This is a genomic window from Pseudomonas fluorescens (assembly GCF_018614775.1).
Classification (GTDB): domain Bacteria; phylum Pseudomonadota; class Gammaproteobacteria; order Pseudomonadales; family Pseudomonadaceae; genus Aquipseudomonas; species Aquipseudomonas fluorescens_BY.
Genome location: NZ_JAGGOF010000073.1, coordinates 60,701 through 76,468 on the forward strand (window position 1 = coordinate 60,701; position 15,768 = coordinate 76,468).

General features: G+C 61.0%; 12 protein-coding genes. 7 read left to right on the forward strand and 5 right to left on the reverse strand.

Annotated elements, in window-relative coordinates:
* Positions 1-10: 10 nt before the first annotated feature.
* The 3 genes from J7E36_RS18940 (at position 11) to J7E36_RS18950 (ending at position 4,388) form a co-directional block, all read left to right on the forward strand.
* Positions 11-1,066: a tetratricopeptide repeat protein gene (locus J7E36_RS18940; protein ID WP_215006161.1), complete on the forward strand. Its 1,056-nt coding sequence runs from the start codon at positions 11-13 to the stop codon at positions 1,064-1,066.
* Between the two features lie 152 nt (positions 1,067-1,218).
* Positions 1,219-2,721, forward strand: a complete 1,503-nt coding sequence (locus J7E36_RS18945) for an ATPase domain-containing protein (RefSeq protein ID WP_215006164.1) — start codon at positions 1,219-1,221, stop codon at positions 2,719-2,721.
* Complete coding sequence (locus J7E36_RS18950; protein WP_215006167.1) at positions 2,718-4,388, forward strand: response regulator; 1,671 nt, start codon at positions 2,718-2,720, stop codon at positions 4,386-4,388. Before J7E36_RS18945 ends, J7E36_RS18950 begins: the two co-directional genes overlap by 4 nt.
* Positions 4,389-4,446: 58 nt before the next feature.
* On the opposite strand, the gene J7E36_RS18955 is transcribed toward J7E36_RS18950, so the two are convergent.
* Genes J7E36_RS18955 through J7E36_RS18975 form a run of 5 tightly spaced genes read right to left on the reverse strand, consistent with a single transcriptional unit; the run spans position 4,447 to position 10,969 of the window.
* Positions 4,447-4,824: a response regulator gene (locus J7E36_RS18955; protein WP_215006170.1), complete on the reverse strand. Its 378-nt coding sequence runs from the start codon at positions 4,822-4,824 to the stop codon at positions 4,447-4,449.
* Positions 4,817-6,082, reverse strand: coding sequence for a hybrid sensor histidine kinase/response regulator (locus tag J7E36_RS18960; protein WP_215006173.1), 1,266 nt, complete (start codon positions 6,080-6,082; stop codon positions 4,817-4,819). The genes J7E36_RS18955 and J7E36_RS18960 overlap by 8 nt, the downstream gene beginning before the upstream one ends.
* 5 nt (positions 6,083-6,087) lie before the next feature.
* Entirely contained in the window at positions 6,088-6,675 is a 588-nt protein-coding gene (locus tag J7E36_RS18965; protein ID WP_215006176.1) for a chemotaxis protein CheB, read from the reverse strand.
* Positions 6,672-7,487: a CheR family methyltransferase gene (locus J7E36_RS18970; RefSeq protein ID WP_215006179.1), complete on the reverse strand. Its 816-nt coding sequence runs from the start codon at positions 7,485-7,487 to the stop codon at positions 6,672-6,674. The genes J7E36_RS18965 and J7E36_RS18970 overlap by 4 nt, the downstream gene beginning before the upstream one ends.
* Positions 7,487-10,969, reverse strand: coding sequence for a response regulator (locus tag J7E36_RS18975; RefSeq protein WP_215006182.1), 3,483 nt, complete (start codon positions 10,967-10,969; stop codon positions 7,487-7,489). Before J7E36_RS18975 ends, J7E36_RS18970 begins: the two co-directional genes overlap by 1 nt.
* Positions 10,970-11,226: 257 nt before the next feature.
* On the opposite strand from J7E36_RS18975, the gene J7E36_RS18980 reads away from it, so the two are divergent.
* The 4 genes from J7E36_RS18980 (at position 11,227) to J7E36_RS18995 (ending at position 15,581) form a co-directional block, all read left to right on the forward strand.
* Entirely contained in the window at positions 11,227-11,598 is a 372-nt protein-coding gene (locus J7E36_RS18980) for a response regulator (protein ID WP_215006184.1), read from the forward strand.
* 77 nt (positions 11,599-11,675) lie between these two features.
* Positions 11,676-12,968: a glycosyltransferase gene (locus tag J7E36_RS18985; RefSeq protein WP_215006187.1), complete on the forward strand. Its 1,293-nt coding sequence runs from the start codon at positions 11,676-11,678 to the stop codon at positions 12,966-12,968.
* A gap of 81 nt (positions 12,969-13,049) precedes the next feature.
* Complete coding sequence (locus J7E36_RS18990; RefSeq protein WP_215006190.1) at positions 13,050-13,955, forward strand: AraC family transcriptional regulator; 906 nt, start codon at positions 13,050-13,052, stop codon at positions 13,953-13,955.
* 315 nt (positions 13,956-14,270) lie between these two features.
* Complete coding sequence (locus tag J7E36_RS18995; protein ID WP_215006193.1) at positions 14,271-15,581, forward strand: ABC transporter substrate-binding protein; 1,311 nt, start codon at positions 14,271-14,273, stop codon at positions 15,579-15,581.
* The last annotated feature ends 187 nt before the right edge of the window (positions 15,582-15,768 follow it).

Consider the following 15,768-nt stretch of genomic DNA (forward strand, 5'->3'; position numbering starts at 1 on the left):
GACTTCCTGCATGCCCCCGTCTCGCCGCTATCTGCTCCTGAGCCTGTCCGTCCTGTTGGTGATCGGTCTGGTCGCGATGTGGCAACGCAGCACCGCGCCACAAATCCCCGAAGCCATCAAGCGCGGCTACAGCGAGGCCCTGGAACAAGCGCGTAACGGGCAGCCCGGCGCGGCGCGGATGCTCTACCAGCAACTGGGTCGCCCGGACCTGTCGCCCAAGCGCCGGGTCTGGTTGCACGCCGAGCTGCCCAATTACCCAAGCCCCCAAGCGCTGAAACTGGCGGACGCAGACCTGCTCAGCGAATCGCCAGAGGTGCGCCGAGCCGCCATCGGCAGCGTCGTCGGTCTGGTCCCGACCGGCCAACGCAGCCTGCTGCTGGGGCCGTTGCTCGATGACGGCGACGAGAATGTCCGCCTCGCCGCGGTCAACGCCCTGCTCGGCTTGTCGCCAGATGACCTGGGCTTGTATTTCGGCGCCATGCAGCAGGCCATCGACACTTGGGAACACGTGCTCGAAGACGGCCCGCCAACGGCTGAGTCCCACTATCAGCTCGCCCGACTGCACCTGCACAACGCCGAGTTGAAAAAGGCCCAGCAGGCCCTGGAGCAGTCATTACACCTGCAACCGGGCAACCTCCCGGCGCTGGTCATGCAGATCGAAGTGCTGGACAAGCAAGGCCAGGGCGAAGCGGCGCGACAATTACTCGCCCGGCAGTTGCAAACCCAACCGGAGTCGGCTTATCTGCAACATGCGCTGGGCCTGTGGTTGCTGCACCATGGCCAGAGCGAATTCGCCTTGCTCGGCCTGTCCAAGGCCGTTGAGCTTGAACCCGAGAACAGCACGTACCGTTATGACCTGGCGACCACCTTGCACGCCGAGCAGGAAGTGGAAGCGGCGCTGAAACAGCTCCAGGAAATCGTCCAGCGCCACCCGGCCGACCGCAAGGCGCGGGTGTTGTTGATCAACTACTGGAAAGAGACCGGGCAACTGCAGAACGTACAGATCCTGCTGGCGCAACTTGAACAGCTCAACCCGGACGACCCCGCCTTGCAACAAGGCTTGTAGGCCTCGTGAACCGCACCCGGAAAGTGTGCAGCAGCACTCGTTTTGCCAAGGGAAGCGGAACCGTCATCACCGCCAAAGGTCAAGTATTCAGGCAGTTAATTTTCAGGCGTACACAGGCCTGCTGCCTCCCCCTAGTCATGAGAGGGTATTTTTTGACTACATCCAACGAGTTGATCAGCGCTAAAGCCGCCACCGGTATCGAAGGACTGGACGACATCCTTTCCGGTGGCTTGTCCCGCGGCCACGTGTTCCTGCTGGAAGGGGAACCCGGGACCGGCAAGACCACGGTCGCGTTGCAATTCCTGATGGCCGGCGCCCAGGCCGGCGAGCGAACGTTGTACATCACGTTGTCGGAAACCGAACGTGAATTGCGCCAGGGCGCCGCCTCCCACGGTTGGGCGCTGCACGACAATATCCATATCTTCGAGCTGACCCCGGCCGACGACCTGCTCAATGCCGAGCATCAGCAGAGCCTGCTGTATTCCTCGGACCTGGAGTTGGGCGAAGCCACCCGGCAGATTTTCGAAGTGGTCGAGCGCGTCAAGCCAACCCGAGTGGTGCTCGACAGCCTTTCGGAAATTCGCCTGCTGGCGCAAAGCTCCTTGCGCTACCGTCGGCAGATCCTGGCGATCAAGCACTACTTCGTGCGCTACGAGGCGACCGTCCTGCTGCTGGATGACCTGACCGCTGAATCCCTGGACAAGACCGTGCACAGCGTCGCCCACGGCGTGATTCGCCTGGAAGAGCTGACGCCTGCCTACGGCGCCGAGCGGCGACGGGTGCGGGTGGCCAAGTACCGCGGGCAGAAATATCGCGGTGGCTTCCACGACTTCACCATCATGGCGGACGGTATACACGTCTTCCCGCGCCTGATTGCCGCCGAACACCGCGGGGGCTATCTGCGCCAACAGCTGTCCAGCGGCGTTGCCGGGGTGGACGCGTTGCTGGGTGGCGGTATCGAGACGGGTTCAAGCACATTGATCCTTGGGCCCGCCGGCACCGGCAAATCGCTGATATCCATTATCTTCGCCGTGGCTGCCGTGCAGCGCGGCGAGAAGGCGGCACTGTTCATCTTCGATGAAGAACTGGGCCTGCTGTTCGATCGCATGAAAAACATGGGCTTTGATCTGGAAGCGCTGCAAGAAACCGGCAACCTGTGGATCGAACAGGTCGACGCTGCCGAGCTGTCCCCCGGCGAGTTCTCGCACCGCGTGCGCCGTTGCATCGACGAAGGCGACATCAAGACCGTAGTCATCGACAGCATCAATGGCTACCAGGCCTCCATGCCTGAGGAAAGCGCCCTGGTGCTGCACATGCATGAACTGCTGCTCTACCTCAACCGCCGGGGGGCGGCGACCTTCATAACCGTGGCGCAGCACGGCCTGGTGGGCGACATGCAGGCCCCCGTGGACATCACCTACCTGGCTGACACGGTCGTCCTGCTGCGCTATTTCGAAGCGCTGGGCAAGGTCCGTCGGGCCATTTCGGTGATCAAGAAACGCACCGGCAGCCACGAGTCGACCATCCGCGAATACCGCATCAGCGCCGAAGGATTGACTATCGGCGAGCCGCTGGAATCCTTCCAGGGCGTGCTGCGCGGGGTGCCGACTTATCTGGGAGAAGGTAATCCGCTGCTCAGGGAAAATGCCAAGTGACCCTGACTGAACCTCTGTCGGAACGGGCGCTGATCCTGGCTCCGCTGGGCCGGGACGGCCAGATCGCCCTGTCGCTGCTCAACGAAGCCGGTTTCCCTGGCTTGATCTGCAGCCATATGGGCCACCTGTGCGAAGAACTGGAGCACGGCGCTGGCTTGCTCCTGATCGCTTCCGAAGCGTTACCGGGGCCAGACCTGGAAACCCTGCTCGCGCTCATTGAACAGCAACCCGCCTGGTCCGACCTGCCGATCGTCCTGCTGACCCATCACGGCGGCCCGGAACGGAACCCGACGGCGCGGATTGGGACGCAGTTGGGCAACGTCACGTTCCTCGAACGGCCTTTCCATCCGACGACCCTGGTCAGCCTGGTGAGGACCGCCGTGCGCGGTCGGCGAAGGCAATACGAGGCCAGGGATCGCCTGATCGACCTCAGCAACAGTGAACTGCGCCTGCAAACGACGCTCGAAACCCTGGAGCAGCAAGTCGAAGAACGCACCGCCCAGTTGCGCCACAATGAAGAAGCCCTGCGCCAGTCGCAGAAGATGGAGGCGGTTGGCCAACTCACCGGCGGTATCGCCCATGACTTCAACAACATGCTCACCGGGATCATCGGCAGCCTCGAACTGCTGCGCCGGCGGCTGGCCCGAGGCCGCACCGAGGACCTCGACAGCCTGATCGACTTGGGCGTGACCTCGGCCAACCGCGCCGCCGGCCTGACCCATCGCCTGCTGGCGTTTTCCCGCCGCCAGTCCCTGGACCCCAAGGCGGTGCAGATGAACACTCTGGTGCTGTCCATGGGCGAGTTATTGCAACGCAGCCTCAACGAAAGCATCCGTCTGGACATGCAACTGGACGACCTGCTCTGGGTGGCCGAAGCCGACCCCAACCAACTGGAAAGCGCCCTGCTCAACCTGGTGCTCAACGCCCGGGATGCGATGCCGGACGGCGGCATGCTGGTGGTGCGCACGTCCAATCAACACCTGGATGCCGACTTCACCGACGCCTATAGCAATCTTGAACCCGGTGATTACGTGGTGCTGAGCGTGCAAGACACTGGCTGCGGCATGCCCGAATCAGTGATCAGCCGCGCGTTCGATCCGTTCTTCACCACCAAGCCGATCGGTCAGGGCACCGGGCTGGGCCTGTCGATGATCTACGGGTTCAGCAAGCAGTCCCGGGGTCATGTGACCATCGACAGCCAGGTCGACGTCGGCACCACGGTGAACCTCTACCTGCCGCGCTTCGTCGGTGAAGAGGTCCACGAACCCCTGGTCGATGCCCAGCACCCACCGTATGCCCTGGATGGCGAAACCGTGCTGATCGTCGAGGACGATCCTGCGGTGCGCGTGCTGGTCAGTGCCGTGTTGACCGAACTGGGCTATGCGTTCGTCGAAGCGGCCGACGCCGATGGCGCCGTGCCGATCCTTCAATCAGGCCAACGCATCGACCTGTTGATCAGCGACGTGGGCCTGCCGGGCATGAATGGCCGACAACTGGCGGAAATCGGCCGACAGCTTCGTCCGGACCTGCGCGTGCTGTTCATCACCGGTTATGCCGAGCATGCGGCGGTCCGCGGCGGCTTCCTCGACCCGGGCATGCAGATGATCACCAAGCCGTTCACGTTCGACCTGTTGACGGCGAAGGTGCGGGAGATGATTGGGGGCTGAGCTGGCGCTCTGCATAGAGCAAACGTGGCGAGGGAGCTTGCTCCCTCGCCACGGGCCGTCAGGACAACATCGACTGCATGATCCCCTGCAGCACGTCCAGGTCGAACGGCTTTTCCAGGATCGGCGCCTTGCGGGTGATGGGGCTGTCGGTGTCACGCACTTCCTGGGCGTAGCCGCTGATGAAAATGACCTTCAGGTCGGGGCGCAGCTTGACGGCTGGCTCGGCGATTTGCACCCCAGAGATCCCGCCCGGCAGGCGGAAGTCGGTGATCATCATGTCCAGGTGCGGCTTGCTTGCCAGGATCTCGAAGGCCCGCTCGCCGTTCTCGGCCTCCAGGACCCGATACCCTTGGCCTGACAGGTAGGTCGACAACACCATCAGGATCGATGGTTCATCTTCGACGATCAGTACAACATCTTGCGCATCTTCACTCATGGGAAGCCTTTGTTCGATCAATAGCTGCTGATACGACCCTGGGGTCACTCAGAGGTTGCGTTTGTCCGACAACTTTCTGATGGGGCAGGCAAACCCGAAACAAAGCCCCCTCATGGAGGCGGCTATCAACCGTGATGGTCCCTCCATGAGCCGTAACAATCTGCTCGGAAATAAACAGTCCCAACCCCAGGCCGGCGGTAACCGCCTTGGAAGTCACCCGCTCGAATTGCTGGAAGATGCGTCTCTGGTCCTCTTCGCTGATGCCGATGCCATGGTCCTGGACCTCGACGCAGGCATGCTCGGGCGTCTGGTAGACACGCACTTCGATCGGGCTCTTGCCACCGTAGCGCAGCGCGTTGGTCAGCAGGTTCGACACCACTTGCTCGATGCGGAACTCATCCCAGAAGCCCTCTACCGAAGGATCTGCCGTGCAGACCAACGAGCATTCGGCCAGCGCGATCTGCGGCTGGAAGTTGCGCAGCAGGTTCTCTACCAGCCCCGTCAGGTTGAAGCGCGTGGGGCGGATCGACAATTTCCCGGTGCGAATCCGCGAGACGTCCAGCATGTCCTCGATCAGCCGGATCAGGCTCTTGATCTGGCGCTCATCGCGCTCGACCATGCTGCGCACCTTGTCCAGGCTGAACGCTGCGGCGTTGTCCCGGGCCAGGTGCATCTTGCGCAACTGGGTCTCGAGAATCAGGCCATTGAGCGGCGTGCGAACCTCGTGGGCCACAATGGACATGAAGTCGTCACGCATGCGCACCGCCTGCTCCAGCTCGCTGCGGGTGGCCTGCAACTGTTGCAGCAGCGTTTCCTGCTCGCGGCGACTCTGCTCCAGCGCGACCACCTGTTCCTTCACCGCCCTGCGCTGGCGATAGAGCTCGACGAACACATTGACCTTGCTCTTGACGGCGTGGGTGTCCAGCGGCTTGTGCAGGAAGTCGACAGCGCCGTTTTCGTAACCGGTGAAGGCATAATTGCGCTCACGGCCGGCGGCACTGACGAAGATGATCGGGATGCTGCGGGTTTTTTCCGTGCCGCGCATCAGCTCGGCCAGTTCGAAACCGTTCATGTCCGGCATTTGTACGTCGATGATGGCCAGGGCAAAGTCATGCTGCAGCAGCAGGGACAGCGCGCCGTCTGCCGACAGGGCCTTGTAGACCTCGCGGTCATCGCCCTTGATCAACGCTTCCAGGGCCAACAGATTCTCCGGCAGATCATCGACGATCAGCAGTTTGGCTTGAATATCTCTTGGCATGTGGTTCATTCCAACCCGGCCAGCAACTGGCCGATGTCTTGCAAAGTGAGGATATGGTCGGGCTGGTGCAGGGCCAGCGCTGCCTCGGGCATGGTCGAGACCTGGGCTTCGTCGGGGTCCTGGACCACCGTGTAACCACCCAGCTCCCGGACCTTGGCCAGGCCCCGCGCGCCATCATGGTTGGCACCGGTCAGGACCACCCCCAGCAGGTTCGGGCCATAGACATCGGCGGCCGACTCGAACAGCACATCAATCGATGGTCGCGAATGATGGACCGGTGCTTCCAGGCTCAACGACAGGCTGCGATCGGCCTCGACCGACAAGTGATAGCCGGGCGTGGCGACATACAAGGTACCGGGCACGATGTCCTGCTTGTCGCGGGCTTCTTCCACCGGCACCGCCAGGCGATGGCCAAACACCTGGGCCAACTGGCTGTTGCGCTCATCAGGCAAATGCAGCACCAGGAGAATAGGCACACCGAAGCCCTTGCGCAGGTGCCCGAACACCTTGAGCAATGCTTCGACACCACCGGCAGAGGCGCCAACGACAATGGCCTCAATGGGGAACCTGGGTCTGTCCAGCGTCTGGTTCATAGCTTGCGATAGATCCGTTCCGGTTTGACCAACGGTTCGAATTGCTGGCCGTAAGCCGAGAAATCCAGCGTTTCCTTACTGCCCAACACCAGGAAACCACGATGGGAAAGGGACTCGTGAAACAGTCCGAACGCACGATCTTGCAACTTTTTATTGAAATATATCAATACGTTACGACAAGAAATTAACTGAGTTTCTGAAAATACGCTGTCGGTCGCCAAGCTGTGGTCTGCAAAGGTTACGTTCTTGCACAGCGTTTTATCGAACATCGCGTAATCGTAGGCGGCCGTGTAGTAATCGGCAAACGATTGCCGTCCTCCGGCGCGCTGATAATTCTGGGTATAGCCGCGCACGTTCTCCAATGAAAAAATGCCTTGCTTGGCTTTTTCCAGCGACCGCGGGTTGATGTCGGTGGCATAGATCAAGGTACGGTCCAACAGGCCTTCCTCGCGCAGCAGGATCGCCATGGAGTAGACCTCCTCCCCGGTGCTGCAGCCGGCGATCCAGATCTTGATCGACGGGTAGGTCCTGAGCAGTGGCACCACTTCCTCGCGAATCGCGAGAAAATGTGAAGGGTCGCGAAACATCTCGCTGACCGGAATTGTCATCACTTGCAGCAACTGCATGAACGTCCCGGGGTCGTGCAACACGCGCTCCTGCAGTGCCGAGATGGTCTTGCACTCGAACTGGGTCAGCGCGTGATGAACCCGGCGCTTGATGGAAGCGCCGGAATAATCGCGAAAATCGTAGCTGTATTTCAGGTAGATCGCTTCGATCAACAACCGCAGTTCAATGTCTGTGTCTCGTTCCACTAAATTCTTTCCATATTCGGCAACCACACACGGATCAGCGAGAACAGACGATCCAGATCGATCGGTTTGGCCAGGTAATCGTTGGATCCGGCCGCCAGGCAGCGCTCCTGATCGTCCTTCATGGCCTTGGCCGTCACGGCGATGATCGGCAACTTGCGCCAGCGCGGGTCCTTGCGGATCAGCGCGGTGGCTTCGAAGCCGTCCATTTCCGGCATCATCACGTCCATCAGCACCAAGTCGATGTCATCGACTTCATTCAGCCGCTCGATCGCCTCAAGGCCGTTGCGGCCGATGACCACGATCGCGCCCTTCGCCTCCAGGGCGCTGGTCAGGGCAAAGATATTGCGCACATCATCGTCCACCAGCAGTACCTTGCGGCCCTCGAAAACCTTGTCGCGGCTGCGGGCGGTCTTGAGCATCCGCTGCCGCTCATGGGACAACCGCGATTCGACTTTGTGCAGAAAAAGTGTCACCTCATCCAGCAGTCGCTCCGGCGAGCGGGCGCCCTTGATGATGATCGAGCGCGAATACTTGCGCAGCTCGGCTTCTTCATCGCGCGTCAGGTTGCGCCCGGTGTAGACGATCACTGGCGGGAACGAGCAGATGTCCTCGGTGGACATGCGCTTGAGCAGGTCATTACCGAGCATGTCCGGCAACTTGAGGTCGATGATCATGCAGTCGTAGACATTGCTGCGCAGCAGGTCCAGGGCTTGCTGGGCCAGGCCAACGGCGGTGATCTCGATGTCATCGTCACCGATCAGGCGGGTGATACTGTCGCGCTGCAAATCATCGTCTTCCACCAGCAGCACGCGCTTGACCTTCTGGGTCAGCTTGGCCTCCAGGCGGGCAAACACGTCCTTGAGCTCTTCGCGGGTGGTCGGCTTGACCGCGTAGCCGATGGCGCCCATGTGCATCGCCGCTTCGACGCGGTCTTCGACGGAAATCACATGGACCGGGATGTGCCGGGTCTGGGCCTGCTCCTTGAGGCGCTGCAACACGGTCAACCCGGAATGATCCGGCAGGCGCATGTCCAGCAGGATCGCGTCGGGGCCGAGTTGCGAGGCCAGGTCGAAGCCTTCGTCAGCACCGTGGGCTACCAGGCATTGGTAGCCCAGCTCGTGGGCCAGGTCGAAGAGAATCCGGGCAAACCTGGGCTCGTCTTCAATCACCAGGATGCACCGGGTGTCGAACGGGGCCTTGTCACGGTCGTCGGCGAAGCGGGCGATGGGCACCTCCACCTCGGCAATCAGTGGCACCGGGGCAGGCTTGTGCGCCAATGGCGCCGGCGCGGTGGCCGTCGGAGTGAACGTGCGCGGTTCCACCGGCGTGTCGCCTGGCTCGACATAGCGCTCAGGCAACACCAGCGTGAATACGCTGCCCTGCCCCGGCTCGCTGGAGACCGAAATAGAACCGCCGAGCAGGGCTGCCAGATCCCGGGAAATCGACAAGCCCAGGCCGGTGCCGCCATACCGCCGATTGGTGGTGCCGTCCGCCTGGCGGAAGGCCTCGAAGATAATCTGCTGCTGGTCAGCGGCAATGCCGATGCCGGAATCCTGAACCATGAAGGCAATGCCAAAGCCCGGTTGACCGGCCACCGACAGCGACACCGTGCCATGCTCGGTGAATTTCACCGCGTTGGACAACAGGTTCTTGATCACTTGCTCCAGGCGCTGGCGATCGGTGTACAGCATCGGCGGCGTATCCGGCAGCAACTGCACCTCGAAATTCAGGCCCTTCTCGGCCGCCAGCGGCTTGAACATCTCCCGCAGCCCCTCCACCAGGCGCGATACGCTGGTGTTTTCCGGACGCACTTCGAGCTTGCCGGCCTCGACCTTGGAAATGTCGAGGATGTCGTTGATCAGGTTCAGCAAATCATTGCCGGCAGAGTAGATCGACTCGGCAAACTTGACCTGCTCTTCACTGAGGTTCTGCTGCGGGTTCTCCGCCAGCAGCTTGGACAGGATCAGCGAGCTGTTGAGCGGCGTGCGTAGCTCATGGGACATGTTGGCGAGGAACTCGGACTTGTACTTGCTCGAACGCTGCAACTCTTCGGCACGCTCCTGCAGCTGGACCTGGGCCAGGTTCAGTTCGTTGTTCTTCTGGTCCATGGCGTCGCGCTGCTCGGCCAACTGATCGTTGGTGTGTTCCAGCTCCTGTTGCTGGGCCTCCAGGTGGGTCTGGGACTCCTTGAGTATGCGTGATTGCTCCTCCAGCTCCTCGTTGGCGGTCTTGAGCTCTTCCTGCTGGACTTGCAGCTCTTCATTCAACTGCTGGGTTTCGGCCAACACTTCTTGCAGGCGCTGGCGATAACGGGCGGCTTCGATGGACGTGCCGATATTGCCCGCCACCCGCTCCAGCAGTTCGATGTCGCGCTCCTCCAGCGGGCGCAGGAAACCCAGTTCGATGACCCCGTTGATCCGGTTGTCATCGCTGGTCGGCACCACCAGTACGCTGTTGGGCAAGCCCTGGCCCAACCCGGAGCTGACCTTCAGGTAGCCGTCGGGGACATCATCCAGACGGATAAGACGCCCCTGCTCCACAGCCTGGCCGGCAATGCCTTCGCCAGCGACGATGACCTGCTGCTGCTCTTCCTCGTCACGGGACAAGCCATAGGTGGCAACCCGCCTCAGGACGCCGTTTTCTTCCCGCTCGTAGAGCGCCGCTACGGCGACGCCCAGGTACTGGGCACAGAACTGCAGAATATTGCGACCCAACAGGTTCAGCGTCAGCTGCCCGAGGACTTGCTCGGCCAACCGGGTCTGACCATTGCGCAGCCAGGCTTGTTTTTCCAGGTGCAGGGCGCTCTTTTGCTGGATTTCCAGGCTGGTGCTATAGCTGTGGGACAGCCTCAACAAGTCACGACGGCCGATATAGGCCAGCAGACCGCTGACAATGCCAACGAACAGGACGTACAGGACGATGCTCCAGACGGTCGTTGTGCGCACCCGCTCGTTGCGCTCCGCACGCAAACGCTGCTCGGTTTCAACGATGTCTTCGAAGGTCTTTCGAATTTCGTCGGTCAAGCGCTTGCCGCGCCCGGCCTTGACCGCACCACGGTAGTCACCGCTGTTGCGCTGCAGCTCGATCAGGCCCTGGGCGTAAGTAGCCCACTCCGCCTGGAGCGCCTGGACCTTGTGCAAGCGGTCGGTCTGTATGGGGTTGTCGGCTGTCAATTCCAGCAATGTTTCCAGCGCGGCAGCAATCTGTGGCTTGGCCATGTCATAGGGGTCGAGGAAATGCTCGTCACCGCTGAGCAGATAACCGCGCATGCCGGTTTCCAGATCCACGCTCAGCTTGACTGCTTCGTTGGCGTTATTGATCACCCGGTCGGTATGCCCGACCCACTGGATCACCGACAGCAGATAAGAGATCAGCACGACAAAAAACACCGCGCTGAGGGCGCCAATGCCAAGCGGCAGGCTGATATTGCGGCTCAGGAGCTTGCGAAAACTCTGCTCATCAACCGAAGACGAAAGGGGCATGGAATAGGCCTTGGTAGACAGTTGAAAACCGTGGATTTTGCCCGAAAAATACCGGTTGGATCCACACTTTCTGACGAGTTAAAGGCGCAATTCCTACGGCGGCCTGCCTTGTATCAAGGAAGCGACTATCCTTGTCAGCTCTTGTACTATAGATCCTTTCTTGTACAACCCCGGGAACTTGTGCTGCCTCGCCACTTACTCATGCATGAGGCGATTGTCTTTCAGCCTTTTCCGACCCTTTTTTCGAGATACCTACTATGTCCACCCCCGCTTCCGCCACCCAACCCACCATCCTGGTCGTGGAGGACGACGACATTGTGCGGATGTTGATCGTCGACGTACTGGAAGAACTGGGATACCAGGTGCTGGAAGCGGACGGCTGTGAACAGGCCCTGGCGTTCTTGCGCAATGACCAGCAGCCTATCGCTCTGATGATGACGGACGTCGGCCTGCCGGTGATGGACGGGCGGGAGCTGGCGAAGCAGGCACAACTGGTACGGCCCGGGCTGTCGATCCTGTTTGCCAGTGGCTATGCCGAAAGCATTGACGTGCCGCAGGGCATGGCCGTCATTGGCAAGCCCTTTTCCATCGACCAGTTGCGCGACAAGGTCCGACGCATTCTTTCTTGAGCCCAGGCGCATTCTTGGTCACTATCGGCGCCCCGCGCGCCGACGGCGCCTGATTCGACCCAAGGAAGCGCCTGCCCATGCGTCACCCTACCGCCACCAAGGTCCTGGTCATCGGCTATGTCTGGCCGGAACCGCGCTCGTCGGCTGCCAGTGGACATGTCATGCAGATCCTGGAAACCTTTCTCGGACAAGGTTGGGACATCACCTTCAGCAGCCCCGCGGGCTTCGGCGAGCACCGCGCGGACTTGGCCGCCCTGGGCATCCGCGAAGTGCCGATCGAACTCAACAACAGCAGTTTCGATGCCTTCATCGGTGAGCTGGCACCGGATATTGTGTTGTTCGACCAGTTCATGATGGAAGAGCAATTCGGCTGGCGGGTCGAGAAACACTGTCCTGATGCCTTGCGCCTGCTGGAGACCTCCGACCTGCAGAGCCTGCGTCACGCCCGGCACCAGCGCCTGAAGGACCGCCTGAAGGCTGATGACGCATCCCAGGATTTCAGCGACCTGTTCGCCCCGGCGCTGGGTGAAACGTTCGCACTGATGGCCGACACCGATCTTGCCAAGCGGGAAATCGCCGCCCTGTACCGCTGCGACCTCAACCTGATGGTGTCCGAGGTTGAAATCGAATTGCTGGTGGAACACTTCAAACTGCCTCGCAGCCTGCTGCACTGGTGCCCGCTGATGCTGGATGTGCCCGGCGAGGCGCGGGTGCCGTTCGAAGACCGTGCGCATTTCCTCAGCATCGGCAATTTCCGCCACGCGCCGAACTGGGACGCCGTGCTCTGGATGAAGAACGCCGTCTGGCCGTTGATTCGCCAGCAACTGCCCGCTGCGCAATTACACCTGTACGGCGCCTACACCCCGCCCAAGGCCGCCGCGCTGCACAACCCGGCGCAGGGCTTCCATATCATGAATTGGGCCGAAGACGCCTTGCAGGTCATGTCTGCGGCACGTATCTGCCTGGCACCGCTGCGTTTCGGCGCCGGCATCAAGGGCAAGCTGATCGACGCCATGCTCTGCGGCACGCCGAATGTCACCACGCCCATCGGCGCCGAGGCCATGCACGGCGAAATGCCCTGGCCTGGCTCGATCGCCCAGAGCGCTGAAGCCATCGCCCACGCGGCGGTGCAACTTTACAGTGACAAGGAACGCTGGACCCAGGCCCGGGATGCAGGCCTGACGCTGCTGCAAGCGCGTTACCGCAAACAGGTGCACGGCCCGGCGCTGATTGACAGCATCGAAGCCTGCCGCGCGGAGCTGGCGCAACGGCGCCGGGACAATTTTACCGGCGGCATGCTGCGTCACCACCTGCACAAGAGCACCCAGTACATGTCCCAGTGGATTGAAGAAAAAAACCGCAACAGCTGATGCAGGACCTGGATCGGGGCTGGCACCCGTCCGGCGAAGGGGGCATTATCCAGCGGCGATAACAATAAAAGCGCCAGGCCCATGACCCGAACAGCCAGAGTCACCGACCCTTCCTATGAGTTGATGGACGACCACAACGGGCTGTCCATCATCTACCGCCAGCACGGCTTTCCGTGCCCGCTGGTGCGTTGGCATTTCCACAAGGAATACGAGCTGCACCTGATCGTCGCCAGTTCCGGCAAGGTGTTCATCGGCGACTACATCGGCAACTTCTATCCGCAATCGCTGTTTCTCACCGGCCCCAACCTGCCCCACAACTGGATCAGCCAGGTGGCCGAGGATGAAGTGGTGCCCAAGCGCGACATGCTGGTGAATTTCACCGACGAGCTGTTCGAAAGCGGCCATCAGGTTTTCGCCGAACTCAAGACCGTCGCCCCGCTGCTCGAACGTGCCCAGTACGGCATCGAGTTTCGCTGCAAACGCACCATCCGCCAGGCCATGCTCCTGATGCAGCGCATTGCCGACGCCCAGGGCATGAGCCGCCTGGGGCATTTTTTCATCCTGATGGAGCTGTTGGCCTCCACCGATGACTACCAGTTGCTCTCCGGCGCCACGGCCTCGCAACCGGCGGACGAGCACAGCGTCGACCGCACCAACCGCGCGGTCGACTATATCTTTGCCCACTACGCCCGGGAATTGTCCCTGGAAGAAGTCGCCGAGCACCTGGGCATGAAACCCACCTACTTCAGCCGGGTGTTCAAGCAGGCCACCGGCCGCTGTTTCATCGAATTCGTCAATCGCCTGCGCATCAGCAAATCCTGCGAATTGCTCGCCGACGGCGACAAGCCGGTGACGGACGTGTGCTTCGAGTCGGGCTTCAACAACATTTCCAACTTCAACCGCCGCTTCCAGCAGCTCAAAGGCATGACCCCGTCCCACTACCGGCGGCTGGCGGTGCAGCGGTTGACCGAGCAGAACCAGGGCTGACGCTCTCGAATTATTTCTATGGTGGGATATCTGTGGGAGCAAGGCTTGCCCGCGATGAAGATTACGCAGCCTCTTGGAGAACCGAGGCGCCTGCATCGCGGGCAAGCCTTGCTCCCACAAAAATCCATTGCCAAAGGTTAATCATTTCAGCCGGGATTTGGGTCCAGTGCAAAAAAGTATCAGCACAAGTGCGACGGATGATTTGTCACGCCGTCCATAGCGGGCTGTAATCAGCGCACATTCTTCCCTTCATCCGGAAGACACAAAAACAATAACTGTCCTTCTGCAGCCCCCGGCGCGGAAAAGGAGTGCGCGATGAAACCTTCGGTAAAAGCTCTGCTTGTCTCCACCTGCATGACCCTCAGCAGCGTCAGCTTTGGCGCACAGACACTCACCATTGCCACCGTCAACAACAGCGACATGATCCGCATGCAAAAGCTCTCGAAGACCTTCGAGGCCGAGCATCCGGACATTCAGCTCAATTGGGTGGTGCTCGAAGAAAACGTCCTGCGCCAGCGCCTGACCACAGACATCGCCACCCAGGGCGGACAGTTTGATGTGCTGACCATCGGCATGTACGAAGCCGCACTCTGGGGTGCCAAGGGCTGGCTGGAGCCGATGAAGGACCTGCCGGCTTCCTACGACCTGGATGACGTCTTTCCTTCCGTGCGGGACGGCCTGTCCGTCAAGGGTTCGCTGTACGCCCTGCCGTTCTATGCCGAAAGCTCGATCACCTATTACCGCACCGACCTGTTCAAGGACGCCGGGCTGACCATGCCTGAACACCCGACCTGGACCCAGATCGGTGAGTTTGCCGGGAAACTCACCGACAAGACCAAGGAACAGTACGGCCTGTGCCTGCGGGGCAAGGCCGGTTGGGGCGAGAACATGGCGCTGATCACCACCCTGGCCAACGGCTTCGGCGCGCGCTGGTTCGATGAGAAGTGGCAGCCGGAATTCAACGGGCCCGAATGGAAAGACGCGCTGAACTTCTACGTCGACAACATGAAGAAATCCGGCCCACCGGGTGCTTCCAGCAACGGTTTCAACGAGAACCTGGCGCTGTTCAACAGCGGCAAGTGCGCGATCTGGGTCGATGCCAGCGTCGCCGGCTCCTTCGTCACCGACAAGACCCAGAGCAAGGTCGCCGACCACGTCGGCTTCACCTTCGCTCCCCACGAGAAAACCGACAAAGGCACCTCGTGGATGTACTCCTGGTCGCTGGCGATCCCGACCAGTTCCAAGGCCAAGGACGCCGCCAAGGTCTTCACCAGTTGGGCGACGTCCAAGGAATACGGCCAACTGGTTGCCAAGACCGACGGCATCGCCAATGTCCCGCCGGGCACCCGCACCTCGACCTATAGCGACGAATACATGAAGGCCGCGCCATTTGCCAAGGTGACGCTGGAGTCGCTGAAAGTCGCCGACCCGAAAGCACCGACCTTGAAGCCGGTGCCTTACATCGGCATCCAGTTGGTGACCATTCCCGAGTTCCAGGCCATCGGCACCCAGGTCGGCAAGTTCTTCTCGGGCGCATTGACCGGCCAGCAAAGCGTGGACCAGGCGTTGACCGCCGCGCAGTCCACCACCGAACGCGAGATGAAGCGCGCCGGGTATCCCAAGTAATCCGAGGCTCTCGCTTTCTGCTTAATTGTGGGAGCGAGCCTGCTCGCGATGAGGCCGGCACCTTCGACACTGTTGTCGGCTGATGCAGCGCTATCGCGAGCAGGCTCGCTCCCACAGGGGAATGTCAACCAGCAGAGGACCTCCCAGTGGATCTTCATCAGCCTGCACAAATCGGTTCAATGCCATG

What these genes read in the sequence shown, in the direction of transcription:
- J7E36_RS18940 (WP_215006161.1), top strand. Translation starts at nt 11, where the DNA reads ATGCCCCCGTCTCGCCGCTATCTGCTCCTGAGCCTGTCCGTCCTGTTG.
- J7E36_RS18955 (WP_215006170.1), bottom strand. Translation starts at nt 4,824, where the DNA reads ATGAGTGAAGATGCGCAAGATGTTGTACTGATCGTCGAAGATGAACCA.
- J7E36_RS18960 (WP_215006173.1), bottom strand. Translation starts at nt 6,082, where the DNA reads ATGCCAAGAGATATTCAAGCCAAACTGCTGATCGTCGATGATCTGCCG.
- J7E36_RS18965 (WP_215006176.1), bottom strand. Translation starts at nt 6,675, where the DNA reads ATGAACCAGACGCTGGACAGACCCAGGTTCCCCATTGAGGCCATTGTC.
- J7E36_RS18975 (WP_215006182.1), bottom strand. Translation starts at nt 10,969, where the DNA reads ATGCCCCTTTCGTCTTCGGTTGATGAGCAGAGTTTTCGCAAGCTCCTG.
- J7E36_RS18980 (WP_215006184.1), top strand. Translation starts at nt 11,227, where the DNA reads ATGTCCACCCCCGCTTCCGCCACCCAACCCACCATCCTGGTCGTGGAG.
- J7E36_RS18985 (WP_215006187.1), top strand. Translation starts at nt 11,676, where the DNA reads ATGCGTCACCCTACCGCCACCAAGGTCCTGGTCATCGGCTATGTCTGG.
- J7E36_RS18990 (WP_215006190.1), top strand. Translation starts at nt 13,050, where the DNA reads ATGACCCGAACAGCCAGAGTCACCGACCCTTCCTATGAGTTGATGGAC.
- J7E36_RS18995 (WP_215006193.1), top strand. Translation starts at nt 14,271, where the DNA reads ATGAAACCTTCGGTAAAAGCTCTGCTTGTCTCCACCTGCATGACCCTC.